Annotated in this window: 16 protein-coding genes; 10 read left to right on the top strand and 6 right to left on the bottom strand. The window is 47.6% G+C overall.

The annotated features are described in order from the left end of the window. The first annotated feature begins 12 nt into the window (after positions 1–12). The 6 genes from BBD41_RS11530 to BBD41_RS11505 all read left to right on the top strand — a co-directional run bounded on the left by BBD41_RS11530 (position 13) and on the right by BBD41_RS11505 (position 8,500). Positions 13–3,543 carry a DUF11 domain-containing protein gene (locus BBD41_RS11530; protein WP_099477676.1) on the top strand — a complete coding sequence of 1,177 codons (3,531 nt, stop codon included), beginning with the start codon at positions 13–15 and terminating at the stop codon, positions 3,541–3,543. 196 nt (positions 3,544–3,739) lie between these two features. Then, entirely contained in the window at positions 3,740–4,387 is a 648-nt protein-coding gene (locus BBD41_RS11525) for a hypothetical protein (RefSeq protein ID WP_157929290.1), read from the top strand. Between the two features lie 310 nt (positions 4,388–4,697). Beyond that, a complete protein-coding gene (locus BBD41_RS11520) occupies positions 4,698–5,474 on the top strand; it encodes a hypothetical protein (protein WP_099477674.1) in 777 nt (258 codons plus the stop codon). A 521-nt stretch (positions 5,475–5,995) separates the two neighbouring features. Next, a complete protein-coding gene (locus tag BBD41_RS30555) occupies positions 5,996–6,625 on the top strand; it encodes a ParB N-terminal domain-containing protein (RefSeq protein ID WP_335582733.1) in 630 nt (209 codons plus the stop codon). Then, a complete protein-coding gene (locus BBD41_RS30550) occupies positions 6,537–7,289 on the top strand; it encodes a DNA-methyltransferase (protein WP_335582732.1) in 753 nt (250 codons plus the stop codon). Before BBD41_RS30555 ends, BBD41_RS30550 begins: the two co-directional genes overlap by 89 nt. A 320-nt stretch (positions 7,290–7,609) precedes the next feature. After that, positions 7,610–8,500 carry a DMT family transporter gene (locus BBD41_RS11505; protein WP_099477672.1) on the top strand — a complete coding sequence of 297 codons (891 nt, stop codon included), beginning with the start codon at positions 7,610–7,612 and terminating at the stop codon, positions 8,498–8,500. Between the two features lie 150 nt (positions 8,501–8,650). Here the strand turns inward: BBD41_RS11505 and BBD41_RS11500 are convergent, their stop codons facing one another. The 3 genes from BBD41_RS11500 to BBD41_RS11490 all read right to left on the bottom strand — a co-directional run bounded on the left by BBD41_RS11500 (position 8,651) and on the right by BBD41_RS11490 (position 11,682). Then, positions 8,651–9,445 carry a MerR family transcriptional regulator gene (locus BBD41_RS11500; RefSeq protein WP_099477671.1) on the bottom strand — a complete coding sequence of 265 codons (795 nt, stop codon included), beginning with the start codon at positions 9,443–9,445 and terminating at the stop codon, positions 8,651–8,653. Then, positions 9,420–10,346 (bottom strand): DUF2268 domain-containing putative Zn-dependent protease, encoded by a 927-nt coding sequence (locus tag BBD41_RS11495; RefSeq protein WP_099477670.1) that lies wholly within the window; start codon positions 10,344–10,346, stop codon positions 9,420–9,422. The genes BBD41_RS11500 and BBD41_RS11495 overlap by 26 nt, the downstream gene beginning before the upstream one ends. 253 nt (positions 10,347–10,599) lie before the next feature. Next, a complete protein-coding gene (locus BBD41_RS11490) occupies positions 10,600–11,682 on the bottom strand; it encodes an NAD(P)H-dependent flavin oxidoreductase (RefSeq protein ID WP_099477669.1) in 1,083 nt (360 codons plus the stop codon). A 242-nt stretch (positions 11,683–11,924) separates the two neighbouring features. Here BBD41_RS11490 and BBD41_RS11485 point away from each other — a divergent pair, with 242 nt between their 5' ends. Next, positions 11,925–12,809, top strand: a complete 885-nt coding sequence (locus BBD41_RS11485) for a LysR family transcriptional regulator (protein ID WP_099477668.1) — start codon at positions 11,925–11,927, stop codon at positions 12,807–12,809. Between the two features lie 219 nt (positions 12,810–13,028). Here BBD41_RS11485 and BBD41_RS11480 read toward each other — a convergent pair whose 3' ends face one another. Continuing rightward, positions 13,029–13,370 (bottom strand): hypothetical protein, encoded by a 342-nt coding sequence (locus tag BBD41_RS11480; protein WP_237087101.1) that lies wholly within the window; start codon positions 13,368–13,370, stop codon positions 13,029–13,031. A gap of 402 nt (positions 13,371–13,772) precedes the next feature. Between BBD41_RS11480 and BBD41_RS11475 the strand changes: the two genes are divergently transcribed. From BBD41_RS11475 to BBD41_RS11465, 3 genes are all read left to right on the top strand, one after another. After that, positions 13,773–15,518, top strand: coding sequence for an ABC transporter ATP-binding protein (locus BBD41_RS11475; RefSeq protein ID WP_077569945.1), 1,746 nt, complete (start codon positions 13,773–13,775; stop codon positions 15,516–15,518). After that, the gene (locus BBD41_RS11470; protein ID WP_099477666.1) at positions 15,515–17,329 is read left to right on the top strand and encodes an ABC transporter ATP-binding protein; all 1,815 of its coding nucleotides are present in this window, start codon (positions 15,515–15,517) and stop codon (positions 17,327–17,329) included. The genes BBD41_RS11475 and BBD41_RS11470 overlap by 4 nt, the downstream gene beginning before the upstream one ends. A gap of 510 nt (positions 17,330–17,839) precedes the next feature. Continuing rightward, a complete protein-coding gene (locus tag BBD41_RS11465) occupies positions 17,840–18,115 on the top strand; it encodes a phage holin family protein (RefSeq protein WP_099477665.1) in 276 nt (91 codons plus the stop codon). Positions 18,116–18,466: 351 nt separating this feature from the next. Here BBD41_RS11465 and BBD41_RS11460 read toward each other — a convergent pair whose 3' ends face one another. Both BBD41_RS11460 and BBD41_RS11455 read right to left on the bottom strand, forming a co-directional pair. Continuing rightward, the gene (locus BBD41_RS11460) at positions 18,467–18,697 is read right to left on the bottom strand and encodes a hypothetical protein (RefSeq protein WP_007130452.1); all 231 of its coding nucleotides are present in this window, start codon (positions 18,695–18,697) and stop codon (positions 18,467–18,469) included. Between the two features lie 18 nt (positions 18,698–18,715). Further along, on the bottom strand, positions 18,716–19,270 hold the full coding sequence (locus tag BBD41_RS11455; protein WP_007130451.1) for a 5' nucleotidase, NT5C type: 555 nt from the start codon (positions 19,268–19,270) through the stop codon (positions 18,716–18,718). Positions 19,271–19,359 lie beyond the last annotated feature (89 nt).

Raw genomic sequence — 19,359 nt, 5'->3', positions numbered from 1 at the left:
GGAGGGGAAAGATTGGATAACAGGCGTTTTAGGAAATCGTTAACAAAAGTCCAGCTTTTATTTATGGCCTGTTTAATTACTTTCAGTGGAACGCTCCCATTTGGGGCAGAGGTAAAGGCAGCGACTGGGATAACTATTAATGACACTGATTCGTATGGTCTTGCTCATGATTTTAATACAACAAAAAGTTATATCTATCAACTGGATGGAAACGATCCTACCACTCTCAAGGGAAGCGTGGAAGTTGGGATGCCTCTATATGGCAACGGGTTTGCTATATCAGAGACGGAGAACGTTTTTTACGCATTTGGTCCCACAGCAAGTAGTGGCGGTCTGTACCGTATTAATCCTGACGGTAGCTACCAGTTCGAAGCAGCGTTACCCACAGGTGTTAGTAACGGAGTTATTGCTGGTACAAAATTTTACTATGGCTATAGTAGCGGTACGCAAAGTTTCATAAGATCATATGATTTGGTTACAAAAACTCAAACCTCTGCTGAAGTTAAAGGGTACGTTTGGGATGAGGGGGATTTGGTAGTTGATAGTAACGGTTATGTTTGGTTTTCTTCACCTCCTTCATCAGCTAAGACAGATACTTTCATTCAAATTGACCCGAACACCGGTAGAGTATTACGCGAAATTCCCTTCACAAATGCAGATGGTATTTCTGTAGAAGGCACAGTAAGAGGACTCAGCTTTTTACCTAACGGTAAGTTACTAATTGCTAGTGGTGCGAATACAACAAACCCTACATATTATTCTCTTGACCCTGCTACAATGAGTACAACTTATCTGGGTTCGGTTACAGGTCTCGGAGTTTATGATTTAGCATCACGAATAACCCAAAAATTCGATACTAATCCGCCAAACCCGACGCCGCCTGGCGTATGCGGGCCGAGAGTGGTATTGACTAACGGTAGTTTTGAACAGCCGACTGCAAGAATGCCAGGGGATACTGGTTCTCCAGGCTCCGAAACATATTGGCAGTATTTTCAGGAGCATGAAGTTCCAGGTTGGAAAACAACAGCCTCTGATAAATTTATTCAAATTATGAAAAATGAATATATTTATGAAGGGATGAAGATTAACCCACCTCATGGGAATCAATATGTTGAGTTAAATGCGCAACAAGTATCGACATTGTATCAAGATGTTACAACGACGCCAGGTCAAACCATTTATTGGCGATTGGCTCATAAAGGGCTTCTGGGTGTCGATACAATGGCTGTACAAATAGGCTCAGCGGATATTCCAATAGATCAGCTACCGGTAATTCAGCAAATTAGTACCGGAAATACGGAGTGGAAATATTATTCCGGCTCCTATACAGTACCAACAGGCCAAACAACAACACGGTTTGCTTTTAACTCCGTAGATGCAGCTGGTGGAAGTCAACATTATGGTAATTTGTTAGACGATATCTTCTTAGGCACGGAACCTTGCGGAGTCGTCACAAAGTCCGTAGACCCCGTTGACAATGTTCAGGAAGCAGATACTTTAACCTATACGGTCAACTTTAAAAATGATGGAGGGGATGAGACAAGTAACACATTATTTACGGACCTTATCCCCGACGGAACGGGATACATCCCCGGCTCCCTAGAAATCGTATCCGGGCCTAACAGCGGGAAACTAACGGATGCAGCGGGAGATGACCAGGGTGAGTATATTGCAAGCGAAAATCGGATTGTCGTTCGGTTAGGGAACGGAGCGGACGGAAGCCAGGCAGGCAGATTTCCGAACGTCGACGTCTTACCTGACGGGACAACGGTCCAATTTAAAGTTAAAATCCTCTCGAAATACAAAACGACTACTGTAGCCAATCAAGCGACCATAGAGTATGATAATATGCTTACAGGGAATCATGAAACCCGGAAATCGAACAACGTTACGGTCGATGTGAACCGTCCGCCGATCGCGCCGGATTTTGAAGAAACGACATGGAAAGACACAACCGTAACCGGAAGCGTGTACGGCGTGGACGCAAACGGCGATCCGCTGACGTTCACCCCAGGAACGCCTCCTGGAAATGGTACAGTGGTCGTCAATCCGGACGGAACGTGGACGTATACTCCTGATCCGGATTTTGTCGGTGAAGATAGCTTCACGGTCATCGTAGAAGACGGCAAGGGCGGAACCTCCACCTCCACGGTGAAGGTGAACGTAGAGGATCCGCCGAATAATCCGCCGGTGACCAAAAATTACGACGTAACGACGCAGAAGGATACATCGGTAACTGGCAGTGTCTATGGGACTGATCCGGATGGGGACACGCTTACGTACGACATCGAAAGTGATCCGAAGCACGGTACGGTAGTTGTTAATCCGGACGGAACGTGGGAGTATGTGCCGGATCAAGGATATGTTGGCCCGGATATCTTTACCGTCACGGTAAGCGATGGTAAGGGCGGGGTTACGACATCGACGATAACGGTGGACGTAAAGGATAAGCCGAATAACCCGCCAGTATCTTCTGGTAAAGAAGTAACGACGGAAAAAGGCACTTCCGTGACAGGTGATGTGTATGGCACCGACCCGGATGGTGATCCATTGACGTATACCCCTGGCAAGCAACCGGGGAACGGAACCGTCATTGTGAATCCAGATGGAAGCTGGAAGTATACCCCAGATCCTGACTTTGTTGGCGAGGACAGCTTCACGGTTATCGTTGACGATGGCAGGGGCGGCAAAACTGAGGTTAAGATTATCGTTGATGTGACGGAACCAACAACACCGCCACCAACAAATCAACCTCCAGTATCTCCGGATAAAGAAGTAACGACGGACAAAGGTACATCCGTGACAGGCGATGTGTATGGTACGGATCCGGACGGAGATCCATTGACGTATACTCCTGGCAAGCAACCTGGGAACGGAACTGTCATTGTGAATCCAGATGGAAGCTGGAAGTATACCCCAGATCCTGACTTTGTTGGCGAAGACAGCTTCACGGTTATTGTAGATGATGGTAATGGCAACAAGACAGAGGTTACAGTTACCGTTCGAGTAACAGAGCCGAATACACCGCCAACCAATCCTGGAGATGGCACGAACCCGACAGACCCAGGAAACGGCACGAATCCACCGGATCCGGGCAACGGTACCAACCCAACAAATCCAGGCAATGGCACGAATCCAACGAATCCGGGCAACGGAACGAACCCGACGGATCCAGGGAACGGCACCAACCCAACAGACCCGGGCAATGGAACGAATCCAACGGATCCAGGGGACGGTACCAATCCGACAAATCCAGGTAATGGCACGAACCCTACTGATCCGGGTGACGATACGGATACGGGAGGATCGGGAGACAACCCGACATCTCCACCTCATTCCGGGGGTGATTCCTCGTCCGAAGAGAACGATGGAGCTCAATCTCCTACCGATGAAAACATCGGAGGGGATTCTACTGTACCAGTGGGGGCAAAGGGTAGCAATAAACTGCCGAATACTTCAACAAACCTCTTCAACTTGGGACTCGCAGGACTCATCACCTTGAGTGCTGGCTTGGTTCTCATGTTCAGAAAAAGAAAAGCTTAATTGACGAAAGAAAGCAAACACAATTTTCCTTTGGGAAGGTGTTTGCTTTCTTCTTTTTGCTTGAGGAGCGGGGCTTTTCGAACAGGATTATGCCGAACGTATTGGATATATTAAACAAATAATGAATGATATAATGATGAGAGTTATAAAACAGGAAATTCCTGTGACTTTGAAGGTTCTGCAGGGAGTTGTTTTGATGAGAAGAACAATATTAATTATTGCAACGATGGTTTTTGTTTGCTCAGCTTGTACAATGTTCAATAAGTATGAGGGATATATGAGGCAGGCCAAAGATTCCATGAGAGAAGAGAATTATGAGGGATCTCTTGAGTCTATAAATAGTGCCTTAATAGAAGAGCCCACCAGTGAAGAGGCAATTGCTTTAAAGGCGATGGCGGAAGAAGCGCTCAAAAAAGAACAAAATAAAGTTGAAAAAGCTAAGTTTGTTGAAATGACTACTCCAATTTATGAAAGACTACTTACACTGACTAAAGAAATAAATGAGGATGCTTCAAATCTCTCTATAAGTGATGCTGAAATTTTACGGCCACAAGTAGAGCAAATCCAGGCGGAATTGTCCAATATGTCTAAGGAGTGGAATGACTCAGAAAGGTACTCCAAAGCTTTTCAATATCTGAACACAGCTGCAGATAATTTAAATCTATGCATAACCGCGATTATAGAGAATATATCTGAACCAATACTAGTGGATGAAAACAGCAGCAAGTTCGATGTAATTAGACAAAATTTAAATAGTGATGATTCTAAAGTTAGAGCCCGTTTATCATTTCAGGACTTCACCTCTAATTTACAGAGGTTTTATTCGGAGCTTCCGAACGAATGATTTTTGACCCTAATGTGAACATAAGTTGAATGTTCATTGACCCTGATTTGAACACCACATGACGGTTATCCCGTGATAGGATGTAATCATAGAAAAAAGGCGAGAATGACACGCACGGCTGCATGAATGCAGCAATAGTAACCGGGGCGTCCCTCTTCTCGTCTTTTTTATTATCTTTGTAAAAGTAATAATATGTAAATAAATTCCTGTACAAGGAAAATATAAATATTTACGATATAAATGTACTAAAATTTCACAATAAAGGTGGATAGAGGTATATTATCCTAATTTAAAACGGGAGGTATTATTTTTGAGAAAATTAAAAAAGTTGATTGCTGCTGTCGTTTCAATGTCCTTATTGTTGTCGGTGCCTATTAGTGTTAGCGCGAATTCAACAGAGTCAGTAGAGTCTCAGCTTACATATGATGTTAAAACTCCAGAAGACTACATTACTTTTCTAAAACAAACTCAAGTTAAATATTCATTTAGTAACTCTGTAGACAGTACAGATATTAATGAGTATATAGATAAATTCCTTAGTTTACCGGAAGATAAACAGCAAAAGTTTGTTGATTATTTAAATGATCCTGAATTTTTAAAAACCACTTTTTCTGCTATAAATGAACAAACAGAAGGTAGTCAATCATTCTATAATGGAGACCTTGTTGTTCGTTCATCAATGGTAGAAGTATCTCCTGCTTCATCTAATATTTCTCCGATGGCAATAGGAGATACTAAAGACTATTCTTACTATCATGAAAGTATTACTCAGTTAATGGGTCTTGATTTTGTGAAAACACGGGTGGAGTTAAAGGTAAGGACTACCGAAGTAAAAACTAACGCGAGTCAAATTACTGAAATTGTCCATGCGCGTGGGGTATTGGTTCAAAATTATGTACCGCTAGCTCACATTGCAAAAAAAGAATATCCTGTAGACATAGCTTCGGATAAATCCTCAGCCAAATTTACAACTGATTGGTCCTGGAACTTTATCTGGGATAAGTTGGGTTTGCAAGTAGGAACTAAAAGACAATGGGTACAAATTACTAAAGCTGGAACTGCTACTGGTGGAATAAGTAATTTGTAATTGTTTTATGTTATAATTATTTGGAATATGTTAAAAACAAGAGGAAATCATAAAGGGGTGACAACATGAAACTAAAGAAGAAGATAGTTATTGTAGTCTCAATAATTATTTTGCTTTTGCTGATAATGTACCTCTTCATGATATTAGTATTCAATGTAGAAGATAAGCAGAACGTAGAACAAACTTCACTAAATGCGGTATCATCATTGGAATTAGTTGTTTACAAGCCTAGTGTCGATACTTGATACTAGGCTTTACTTTATCTTTTCTTTTTTCGACTGGCGATTTGCAGCAAACAGCGGTGTATCAAGAAGGGGAATACTTCCTGATGTCGAATTGTGATGTTTTTGCTCTCAACCGTCCAAATCTAAGCCGATTTAAGGCATCTGTGACCGATCATGGACACGAATAGAGGAACGTGTCAGGAAAACGGCAGAGAATGGGCACAGCGTTGGCGTGTGCCCCTATTTTGCGTGCGTGTATATGTAAAACCAACTCAACTCAAATAGGATGGTGCAGGCATGGATATCAGAGTCATCTCGATAGATCAGATTAACGTAGCTGCTTACAACCCGAGGATTGATCTGCAGCCGGGAGATCCAGAATATGAAAAGCTAAAGCGTAGCATCGAGGAGTTTGGTTATGTGGAGCCAATCGTCTGGAACGAGCGCACTGGCAACTTGGTCGGCGGGCATCAACGATATAAGATCATAGTCCAAGAGCTGGGTCGGACCGAGCTCTCGGTTTCAGTCGTTGACCTGGACGATCAGCAGGAACGGCTTCTCAATCTGGCGCTGAATAAGGTTTCCGGACGATGGGATGAGGAAGCGCTGGCAAGGTTATTAGATGAACTGCAGGGGTCCGGTGCGGATCTCTATTTGTCCGGATTCGACCAGGAGGAGATCGAGGACCTTGTCAGCGCTCTTCCCGAAGTTCCAGATATTGAAGGGTCGGTCGTTGAGGATGATTTCGACGTAGGGAAGGCATTGGATGACATCAAAGAACCGGAGACGCAGCGGGGCGATGTCTGGCAGCTCGGTCCACATCGGTTAGTCTTCGGAGATGCTACGGATCCGGAAACGGTTGATGGAAGGAGCCAAGGTGGCCCTAGTTGTCACGGATCCCCCGTACAATGTCGCAGTCGAGAGTGATTCAGAGCGTCTTGCTGCGGATGGACGTAACAGCATAATGAACGACGATATGCCCGCAGAGGAGTTTGCGGGCTTTTTGCGTTCCGTCTTTGAACGGTATTCGTCGATTATGGAGGCGACGGCCGCTATCTATGTCTTTCACCCGTCTTCGTACCAGCGCGAGTTTGAGGATGCCATGAACGCGGCCGGTATTGTCGTTCGCAGCCAGTGCGTTTGGGTGAAGAATGCAGCATCCTTTGGCTGGTCGCAGTATCGCTGGCAGCACGAACCGGTCTTTTATGCTCATCTACGGGGTAAGGCTCCTGCTTGGTATGGCGATCGGCGGCAATCAACGGTATGGCGCGCCGGGCTTCCTGGTGAGCCAAAGGAACCGGCGACGGTCTGGAAGGTCTCCCGTGGAGATATCAGCAAATATGTTCACCCGACGCAGAAGCCGCTCGAGCTCCTGGCCATACCGATCAAAAACAGCAGTCAGAACGGAGATATGGTGGTCGATTTCTTCGGTGGATCTGGTAGCACCTTGATGACTTGTGACCAGCTCGACCGTGTTTGTCGGACACTGGAACTTGATCCGAAGTTCTGCGACGTAATCAAGCAGCGGTATCGGGAGGCAACTGGCATTGAACCCGTATTGATTAATCGAGTAAATGCTGAGGAATATTGAAACGTAATAATTATATTTGCAAAGAATATTCTCGTTAAGCTAACGGGCAACGGTATATGGTATTTTGTAGCGTAACCAAGTTAAATTTCGTGTGTTATACTGTAAAAACATGCCAGACACATTATATATATCAATCCACTAGTGAAGGAGGATAAAAATGTATAATTTTATTGCCCCCCCTGTAGAACCACAACAGTAGAATCTACTGTCAAGGTGTCTACATGAAGTTTGATGGACCTTTTCCATAGATTCTACTGTATGCAATGGAAGACTTGATCTTGTCGGTCTAACCATCATAATAGTAGAAAGTGGGAAAAAAATTGAAAGAAAAAATGTATTTCGTTTTGTCTATGGTGATTTTCGGTGCGGTTGGAGTATTTGCTAAGTATATCGATTTGAGTTCAAGTGAAATAGCTCTATTCATGAGTCTGATTGGCGGTTTGTTATTGTTCGGAATCTCAATTATTACCAAGAATAAAGCATCTTGGCTTAATATCAAAGAGAATGCTTTTACCTTATTACTTGCAAGCATCGCATTGAGCGGAAATTGGGTCTTTCTCTTTCAGTCTTATAAGGAAACAACAATCGCTAATGCCGCTTTAAGTTACTATTTCGCTCCTGTTTTGGTAATTGTGGTGTCACCTATTGTCCTTAAAGAAAAGCTCTCTCTAAAAAAATGTTTATGCGCCTGTGTTGCCCTTTTCGGGTTGGTTTTAATTTTACAGAGCGGGAGAAGCGGTGAAGATGGCAATCATTTGCTTGGTATCGTATATGGACTTATCGCTGCCACTTTTTATGCCATCCTGACTTTGACCAACAAATTTATCAGGAACATGAACGGGTTAGAAATCACGGTTACACAATTATTATTATCTTCGGTATTGTTGATTGCCTACCTTTTTATTGTGAAAGAGAAATCAGGATTATTTCAGATATCCAATGATTCTTTGATCCTTATTTTGATTTTGGGAATCCTGCATGCAGGCGTGGGATTTTACCTGTTCTTTTCCGGAATGAAAGGGCTAGAAGGCCAAAGCATCGCTATATTAAGTTATGTAGATCCCCTAACATCATTATTGATTTCAGCTCTTGTCATAGGCGAAAGTATGACAGTGTTTCAAATATTCGGAGCTATCCTGTTACTGGGATCAACGTTTATTAGTGAAGTTAGCATAAAAATAAAAAATTCTTATAGGACTAAAAATGAGTAACCTCTCTTTTTATTGTTAACCTCAATTAATACTCGAAGGCAGCCGTCCAGGCTGTCTTTTTTGACTGATTAGGTGGTTTTCTTTTGCTTTTAGATCACCATCCACTATAAATAAGCAAGTTTAAAAGGAGGACGCGGTAACGTCCTCCCCTTAGTCCAGGGTATCCTCCGGCTGAGATAGCGGCCCGCCGCGAGATGCTTCCCGGTTGATATTATGCATGATTGCGGAGTAAAGGAAATCTGCTAAATCCTCATTGCCATATTGATTGAAATAGTTTTTGAATCGTGCGTCGAATTTGTAAGTATGGGCAATGCAGGCCAGCAACTCTGCATCACAGGTCATGAATTGCATCAGATTTTGCTTCCACTCCTCGATTAATCGCTGAACTTCTTCGGAGGACGGATCCTGATCGATGCAAGACGCCATTTGTTTGAATATGTCCTCCATGGATTGATAACGTGCTTCCTTATCCTCCGGTGATAATTCTTCCAACGTTTCATTAAACTCTTTATACGCCTCGGTTTCGCCATAAAAGAATCTCGCCTCATTTGCATACTGCTCTTTCAAAGGCAGAACGGAAGTACCGTTGAAGAGCTGCAAACTACTGATATCTTTCCCCGAAACGTATTCTTCGAGAGCCGCCATGATCGTCTCTAGTCTTTGCTTTCTCAAGAATAAGGTTTGTCGCTGCTCCTTTAATATTTGATTCTGCTCTTGTCTGGGCAGCTTTAAAATGTCCGCAATTTCTTTCAAGGAAAAATCCAATTCCTTTAAAAACAAAATGGTTTGAAGTTTTTCCAAGCTGCTTCGGTCATACAGGCGATACCCTTTTTCCGTCAGATGTGTCGGTTTGAGTAAATCAATTCTATCGTAGTAATGCAGGGTCCGACTCGTAATGCCTGTAATCTGAACAATATCCTTAACCGCTAATAATGGTTTCTTCATCCCAGAATCCTTTTACTTCGTCTAGTATTTGAGCAGCAGGCGTGATGGTGGCCTCGAAAATCGTTTTACCTGTTCTTCTTAAATAATATCGGATCAAATAATATCCGCAAGCGTATCCGGCACTATAAGGCATATTGACCGGTTGGGAATTTTGAAGCTTTGCAATCTCGTCACCGTAAAGATACGGAGCAATTTGATCAAACCCCGTTAATTGCAGCTGCTCTCTAAGCACAGGCTTTATCTGCCGGTTAAGCGTTTCTGCATTTGTCTTCGTTACCCAAGGACCGAGCAATTCTTCTCCAAACATGAGCGTAGCATAGTTTTCAGCCAATCCTTCACTTACAATAAGCTCGCCCAAATTCACGGTGTGATCCCACTGAATAAATTGGTATCGCACATTATGGTTGCATTCGTGCGCCAGCGCAGCCTTCATTCGAGGCATTGTGTACTCATTTGGCAGGAGCGTACCCCAGATAAACCCGGGAATGCCCCCAAATCCGCTATATCCTTCGTTTATGATTAAGGCACGGCTTTCCGGATTCCCGAGTTGAATGGTAAACAAATAATCGGAAAGGGGAAGATTTATGCCATGCTCAACAAATTGATTCAAGCTTCTCTTCACGGCATGCTCACACTCTAACCAAAAGTCTTCGGATGAGATCAGCTCGATCTCTGCCGAGATCTGAGGGGTAATCTGATGAGGGGCTCGATGCATCATACTGTTAAACGTAATCACGTCAAAACCGTTCGCCTCTTCAGCTTTAAAAGGGATCTGTTGAATTTCCCACTGCTTCATAAAGGGAGCCATCATTTCGTTTCTGAATAATTCAAGCTTTTCCTCGGGCGGAGCCTGGGCAACCTTTTGATAAATTTGGTCCGAACGCAGTGTTGTTATGTTCATCTCTTTCACTCCTAAATGTATTGATAGCGCGATTATGCACTATGACCTAACGTCATAGTCAAGGCTTTGAATTAAATCATGAAATTAAGGTGCGCCTCGAGATGGGTGTGCATTTTAAAAATACGCTTATCGATCACAGGCCCGATGCTCCCATCTTCCAGGCCGCGTTCAATAAAAAAGGAAGCCGCGTATCGTTCCGATCGCTGCTTCCGTTCAGTGCGAGGCTATTCGATATTTGAGAGTCATGAATACTTTAATCATTCTTACAGTGCAAACTCTTGTTTACAAGCCGATTTGCCTGATCCATGGTTTGTTTAATAATGGCAGCGGCAGATCGGGACTTAGCCAGCCTCAAGCCTTGCCCGGCCCAGAGTGACATATACTCCGGGTTATTCGCCATTGCCGCAGCCTGTCTAATATCCCGTGTCATGACATGCTGAATGGGATAAGGAGGGATCCTGCCGGGATATTCATGCATGCCGCGTATGAATTCTGTATGAATACCACGCGCTGCTTTGCCCGAGTAAGCACATGTAATTACAGTAGCGTCCTCGTTTGCCGATAGTATCTTTTGTTTGTGCGCTCGATGTGCGCCGCTCTCCGTAGAGGTCAAGAACGCAGTGCCCATTTGAACCGCTGCTGCTCCTAAAGCGAGGCTGGCTACGAGTCCCCGTCCATCCATGATTCCCCCTGATGCGATCACGGGAATCGAAACATGATCACAAATTTGGGGAACCAAAGCCATGAGTCCAATTAACGCATCCGAACCGTTATTGAGAAATGTTCCTCGATGTCCTCCTGCTTCGCTGCCTTGCGCTACAATAGCATCTACCCCCGATAACTCCAACTGTACAGCCTCATCCACTGTAGTAGCTGTGCCAATAACGAATGTTCCGCGCTGTTTCATGCTTTGAATAACGCCCGGTGAAGGGATGCCAAACGTGAAACTAAAAACAGGAACGCGCTCCTCCAGCAGTACCTGCACCTGCTCTTCAAACGACTCCGAATATTGGGGAAGGGGTGGATTTTGCGGGATGCCAAGCTCCTTGCGGCAGATGTTCAGGTAATCAGCCATTTGGGCAATGGTTTCATCGGATTCCTCCGGTTGCTCCAGGACGAACAAATTTACCCCGAAAGGCCCGTCGGTTAACGCTCTGATTTTATGGATGGCATGACGGAGCTGTTCAGGGGTTAAATAGCCGCCGCCAAGGCTGCCCAGTCCGCCTGCATTTGAAACGGCGGCGACTAGCTCAGGAGTCGTTGGCCCGCCTGCCATCGGTGCCTGAAAGATCGGATAGCGAATATTGAGCGTGCTTGTGATCGCTGTTTCAAACATTTTTAATGCCTCCTGTTAACTGTATATTTCGTGCCTCCATATGGGCGAGGACATGTTTAGCTTTTAACTGCAGATAAAGGCTGAGCTTGAGATTGGGCGCCATCACGGCAACCATTACGAAGCTGGATGATGAGACGTAGGTAAGAATCACTGCTTATTTTACCTGCCTTCATATATCAAGTAAAATGAACCTAAATGATGTTTTCCATTGAAATTTTCAATGTTTAGTTGGAGGTATAACCGTGGACATCCGGGACATGCGCATTTTTTTGGCTGTTGCCAGCGAGGGGAGCTTTACCAGGGCAGCCGAGAAGTTAGAATATGTTCAGTCAAGCATAAGCATAAGAATTCAGCAGCTTGAAAGCGAGCTGAACACCGAGCTGTTTCATCGCGGTCGTCAGGGCGTTCGGCTTACATCTTCCGGAGAGGCGCTAAAATCTTATGCTGAAAAAATTATTTTCCTTACCCAAGAAGCAGAGCGGGTCGTATCCGACCGTTCAATCCCCCGAGGGCCGCTTCGAATCGGATCATTGGAAACCACAACTGCGATTCGGCTTCCATCGATTCTCGCTGAATACCATCATTCATATCCCGACGTTGATTTAGTACTCAGAACGGGAACGACGGAGGAGCTTGTCCATTCGGTACTGAAATACGAGCTGGACGGTGCTTTGGTATCCTCGCCAGGCGAGCACGCAGAGCTTGAAACCGTAGAGATCGGGAGTGAGGAGCTTGTACTCCTGTCAGGCGGGCAAACTGGCCCGATCCATCGGCCGGAGCAACTGCGCGATCTGACCATACTCGTATTTCGGGTTGGATGTCACTACCGCCGAATACTCGAGGATTGGCTGCATATAAAGGGAATTTCCGCTAAAATGATGGAATTCGGAACTTTGGAGGGGATTCTGGGATGTATTCATGCCGGGCTCGGCGTGTCGCTGCTGCCTCGGTCGGTAATCGAAAGAGCCATGATGAAATATAACGTGTACCATCACAGCATCTCGGATGAGTTACTAAGAACGCCGACTGTGTTTATACGCCGTAAAGATACCTTCAAAACCGCAGCGGTATCCGAATTCATCAGGATTTCGAGAGAACGGTTCAACGATCATCTAAACGAAAACTAGTAATCGGACTGGGATGATGCGAACGATCCGGAATAGGAGTATGTTCCCAAAGTATGTTTTTTATCTTTCGCTAATCCAGCTTTAAGCTTCCTTTAAGATTCGAGGACTATGATAAGAGCACCCCTTACAATAGATTGGAAGCCCCGCCGAGTGAGCATCGGCGGGGCTTCTTCGCATACAGGGCTTATGTAGCGGGTTAGGCCTTCTTACACAACAAGGTTATAATCCCAGCAATCGGGTGATGTAGGCCGTCACGGCCTGGTCCTGGAATGCCTGCCAGCTATCGAATGGGGTGTGCTCCGCCATGAACCGGCTGATCGAGGAATGCTGAATGAAGCGGTCGAAATCCTCGTCGGTCGTTCCTTGATATCCGGCAGATTTCAGAAGCTCTCCAATGGAGGAGAATCCGGTGTGCCGCTGTACGAAAGCATCCGTGAACACGTCCTCCACGGGCACCTCCTGCTGCATTTCGGACAGCTTTGAGGCGTTGTCCCGAATTTCCTGCAGCTTCTCTTCATTAAGTCCATCCAATGGGTTCATTTCCGTATTCAAGATGTGCACCTCCGGTAAGATCACGCAGCGATGGCGTACGTGGTTTTGATCCATCCATTATATATACAAGTTTATAAATATCCGATTTCAATTTTTATGCATAAAGTGGTTGTTACGTGTTGGCGAAGGTCAGCGCTTGTGCTTATTTAACCTCATAAACGATCACCAGAATCAACGGGAACGATAGAGTCACCTTGCGTAACCAATCTACATGACAGACAGTTGTCAATTATCCATTTACTATACCACTGGTCGCCGGCGCCGGGAAGGAACTTTATAATCATTCTTTACCTAGGAAAGGCCGGAATTTTCATGTAGACTGGTAATGATTTACTGGTGAGCGGCTTTATCCGGCCATGGCTTGGTAATCGTCGACATACAATATTTGGTTGTTTAATGGGGGTGGGCACTGTGCCCAAAAAAGAAAAGATATCCATGTCCTGGCTCCTGCGGTACTTGAGTCCAGTCAAGGGAAGGCTGATCATTCTGCTCGTCATGCTGCTGACATCAAGCGGTCTGCAGCTATTGAACCCGCAGATCGTAAAGCGGTTTATCGATACCGCTGCGGGCGGAGGGCTGCTTAGCAGCCTGCTGCAGCTGGCAGGACTGTTCCTGATTGTCGCCGTCGCCAATCAGCTCATTACGGTGGCGGTCAGCTATTTAGGCAACGACATCTCATGGCGGGCGACGAACCGGCTTCGCGGGGATCTGCTGAAGCACTGCCTGCGCTTGGATATGCGGTTTCATAATACGAAAACGCCCGGCGTCATGATCGAACGCGTGGACGGCGATGTGACCAGCATCTCCAATTTTTTCGCGATGTTCATCGTGCAGGTTATCGGCAGCTTCGTGCTGCTCGCCGGCATATTAGGATTCATGTTTACGGTCAATCTGCCAATTGCCATGGTCATGACGGTCTTTACCTTGCTGTCCATTATGTTTATGGTCATCATCCGCAACCTGGGCGTTCAATCGTCCAAGAACGAGCGGGAAGCGAGCGCGTCCTTGTTCGGTCTGATTGAGGAGCGCATTGCCGGGATCGAGGACGTGCAGGCAAATGGTAACGTACCGTATGTGATGAACCGGTTTTACCGGCTGATGCGGGCCGTGTTCCTGAAAGGGCGGAAGGCCTGGATGCTTCGCGTCATCCCTTGGAACACGACGGTTATCCTGTTCGCGCTTGCGGTCACGGGCGTGCTTCTGCTTGGAGTCCGCTACTATCTGATCGGCGAGATCAGCCTCGGAACGTTGTTTCTTATCTATCAATACACGCAGATGCTGAACGATCCGATTGAGATGCTGGGCGACCAGGTGCAGGAATTCCAGAAGGCAAAGTCCGGCATGCTGCGCTCCAGGGAGCTGCTCTCGAACCGCAGCGAGATCGTAAACGGGCAGAAGGAACGGCTGCCGGAGGGACCCCTTGGCCTGGAGTTCGAGCGCGTGAACTTCAGCTACAACGAGGATAAGCCTGTCCTGAAGGACATCACGTTTACCGTGAAGCCAGGAGAGCGCCTCGGCATCATCGGACGCACCGGAAGCGGAAAGTCGAGCCTGAGCCGGGTGCTGCTGCGGCTGTACAATATCGACAGCGGAGTCATTCGCGTGGGCGGCACGGATATTACGGAGCTGACGCTCCCGGCGCTGTACCGGCGGGTCGGGATGGTGACGCAGGACGTTCAGCTGTTCGACGGCACGCTCCGCGACAACTTGACGCTGTTCGATGCCGGCGTATCGGATGACTTCATCCTGGAAACGACGGAGCGGCTTGGACTTCGCCAATGGATCGATGCGCAGCCGGAAGGGCTGGACACCCATCTGTCGACGGGAGGGTCATCCTTGTCTGCCGGGGAAGCCCAGCTGTTCGCGTTGACGCGAGTCTTTCTGACGCAGCCGAGTCTCGTCATTCTGGATGAGCCTTCCTCGCGACTGGATGCAGCCACGGAGACGATGCTGCAGGCGGCGGTAGATCAGCTGATGCGTCAATGCACGGGAATAATTATTGCGCACCGGCTGGCAACGCTGGAGCAGGTGGACAAAATCATGGTGCTCGGCGACGGACGCATCCTGGAATTCGGGGAGCGGGAGGCGCTGGCCCAGGATCCGTCTTCCCATTATGCCAGATTGCTGACGACAGGCAGAGAGGAGGAGCTTGCATGACGGTAGCCGGTTTTATCGGGCGATTGTTTCGTTTCCGCCCCGCATTGTTTTTGATTAACGGCGTCTTGTGGTGCGTATTCCACTCTTTACCGCTGCTGATCGGTCTCGGGATGCAGTGGTTCTTCGACCGGGCGACTGCAAGCTCCGGGACTGCCGACTACTTGTGGCTGGCCGTGCCGCTGATTTTTATTGCGGCTGTGCGGGTAGTTAGAGTCGGGACTTTCTTCGCCGCATTCTATGAATGGGTAACGTACATTTATCACATTCAGGCGATTCTGCGCACGAATATGCTGGCCGGCATTATGCGCTGGCCGGGACGGAATCTGCCCGCTTCGCCGGGCGAGGCGATGAGCCGCTTCCGCGATGACGTGGACGAGGTTGTCGAGTACGTTGAGTCCTGGGTGGATTTCTGGGGCCGTCTCGTATTTGCATTGGTGTCCGTTGTCATTATGGCGAGCATTAACTGGAAAATCATGCTGGTCGCCGTATTGCCGCTGGTCATCGTAACGCTGCTGAACAATCTGTCCGGCAACCGGGCGCGGAGATACGGTCAGAAGAACCGGGAAGCGACCGGCCGAATTACGAGTTTTATCGCGGAGACCTTCGGCGCGGTTCAGGCGCTCAAGCTTGGCCAGGCTGAGGATCACGTCCATGAACGCTTTACGAAGCTGAACGAGGAGCGCCGCCAGGCAGCGCTCAAGGACAATCTGTTCAAGCAGTGGATGCGGTCGCTGAACCAGCATGTGCTCAGCATTTGCACAGGGTTGATCCTGCTGATGTGCGCTGCGGAAATGCAGGCCGGGCGGTTTAGCGTCGGCGACTTCGCCTTGTTCACGAGTTATTTGGCGAATATCGGATTCAGCATTTCCTTATTCGGCTACATGGTGTTCCAGCATAAACGGCTGAAGGTATCCTTCGACCGGATGCGAATGCTGTTCCGGCCGGGGGAAGAGGACCGGATCATTGAGGGGCGGGAAACGTACCTGAACGGGGAGCCGCCGGAACTGCAGGAGCCTGTAAGGGACCCGAGGCTGCAGCTTAAGGAGCTGACGGTGAGCGGGTTAACTTACCGGTACCCGGGTTCGGAGAGCGGAATATCGGATATCAGCTTCCGGCTTGAGCGCGGCAAGTTCCTGGTGGTTACAGGGCGGATCGGTGCAGGCAAGTCCACGCTTGTGCGGACCCTGCTTGGTTTGCTGCCGAAGCAGGAAGGTACGATTCGTTGGAACGGCACGGAGGTAGACCCGGCCGCATTCCTGGTTCCGCCAAGAGCCGCCTATACGCCGCAGGTCCCTCGTTTGTTCAGCGACACCTTAAAGGAGAACATTGTCCAGGGCAAAAGAGACCGTGCGGACGAGGCGCTGGATCGCGCCATCCGTCTTGCCGTCATGGAGAAGGATATCCAGGACCTTGACCAGGGCCTGGAGACCTTCGTCGGCCCGCGGGGCGTCATGCTGTCGGGAGGTCAGATCCAGCGTGCGGCTACGGCGCGCATGCTGATGACGGGGGCGGATCTGTATATTTTCGACGACCTGTCCAGCGCGCTGGATGTCGAGACGGAGCAGCAGGTATGGGAGGGGCTCTTCAAGGAGAAAGACGTTACCTGCATCGCGGTATCGCACCGGAGGGCGGCGCTCGCCAAAGCGGATCATATCATCGTCATGAAGGACGGCCGAATTGAGGCAGAAGGCACGTTATCGGAGCTGCTCGCGACGAGCGAAGAAATGAGGCTGCTGTGGGCGGGAGAACAAACGGCCGCGGAGCGTGAAGAGCCGCCGGTCACGGTAAGCGAAAAAGTCGTTCTCAGGTAACGAACGCAACACGTATGGTTTTATTGGAATTGGGGATGAGCAAGGAGAAGATGACGCGTACCCGTATAATACGGGGCGCGTCTTTTTTTATGTTGTCGGGGAAGGGATGAAGCGGAAGCAGGATCGATCAGGTTGGGCTTTATCCATGCGCTCTATCCATGGAATGGCTCCATCCGCTTCTTCTCAAAAGCTATGAATATTCCACCTCCTGTCCCGCATACCTTGATAGTAGAGGAGAGAACGTTAAGTACCTCTAAGTAACCAAGCGAAAGCCTTCATTACACATTGGGTGCTCGGCAGCTATGGACGGTTAACAGAGGCGCCAAGACCGCAAGAAATATCTCAGAAATGCACTCAGAAATGCAAAGAATAAACATTGACGGCCAATTAACGGCTTGGTTATCGGGACTGCACAAGGAAGGGGTCCGCAGGGTATGGGTCCAAGCAAATCGATAGATTCCGAGAATAGAATGTAGTAGAAAGTCATCAGAGGAAAGGTGGGGATATGCCATGGAATGGAGCATTATTGCACAGATGATCGACCCGAGGCTTTACTTGGTAGTTATTGCCTGCTGGGTCATCGGCTACGTGCTCAAGCAAACGCCGAAGGTTCCGAATTGGAGCATCATCTATGTCGTCATCGTCGTATCCATTTTGTTCACGGCAGGCCTTATCGGTTGGAGCGTTGAAAATATAATTCAAGGTATTATCGCGGGCGCATTTGCCGTATTCGGTCACCAGGCCGTAAAGCAGACGGCGGAGGCGATTTCCGGAAAGAAGAAGTAAATGCTCGCCGCATCTTCGAATATTCCAAGCGATTAGAGGCGGATATACGCCTTGGAGGCATAGGGACTAATATATATCAGATGCAGGACTTCTTTCTGAGCAGCATGGTGAGCAGCATGGTGAGCAGCATGGGACAAGCAAACGAGGGAAGAGGTGTGATAGACGGGTCTAACGCGATCCGGGTAATCGCGTGAATCCCGGGAAGCAGCGCTTCGTTCACCAAAGCATCTATCTACGCAAAAAAAGAAGGTGTCTCGTAAGATCACGATCTTAGAGGCACCTTCTTGTCTATTCTCGGAACTTGGAACTGTAATAAACATGAGAATTTCTCGACTGCTCATTAAAAAATCCTTACATGCGCTGAAACATTGCGGTATCCCGGCTGTAGTGGCTGACCAGACCGGTTTCTTCATTCCGGACACGGACGACATCCGGCGTATAGCATTCGATGTATCCACGCTCAACCTCCACATACACGCTGGCGGGATCCTCTTCCCATACGGATACGAGCGTTTCCGACAGCGCAGCTGCAAAGAAATGAACGTCTTGCGACAAGTACCGACTATTTCGTTCTATATTCATTGTTTATCCCCTTGATTGTTATTTTTCGGACAAAATCCGGCCGACCAATTCGTTCATGCCCTTCCAGGAATCCTTCAGGATGAATTCATGCTGAATATGCGCATTCCATGGACGCGGGATGAGGATCGTCTGCTTCCCCGCTTCCCTTGCCGCAATCGCATTATGCGGACCGTCGTCGATCAATAGATCGAATTCTACTAAATATTTGCGCTTGGCCACGAAGAAATTATCGAACGGTATAAACGGCATATGCGTCTGCAGCCATTTCCATTTCTCGGGCACGGAGGACGGGCGGGCAGCCGTAATGATAATGACGTCATAATCGTGCGTCATCCGCTCGACTTCGTCAATGGTATATTCATCAAAAATGTCGAGCTCCTCATATAAACCCGGCTTACCGAAGAAAAAATCCTCCGAGCATTCCGGATGCCAGATTTCGCTCAGGTTGTAGTCGGTAATCTGATCCAGCGTTAGCTGCGGGTCCTTATATTGCAAATTATGATAGTGAATGGCTTTAGGAATGAGGTGGCAGATCGTGTCATCCATATCAATCGCTACAATTTTTTTACTCATATCTCTATTATTCTCCCATAATCCGGAACCGGAATAAATATGATTTTCCCGTAATTGTAACGGACTGGATGAGCAATGGCAAACCATTC

This window comes from Paenibacillus ihbetae, assembly GCF_002741055.1.
GTDB lineage: Bacteria > Bacillota > Bacilli > Paenibacillales > Paenibacillaceae > Paenibacillus_AQ > Paenibacillus_AQ ihbetae.
The sequence above is the reverse complement of the archived record's forward strand: the minus strand, read 5'-3'. Positions and strand labels throughout refer to the sequence as shown.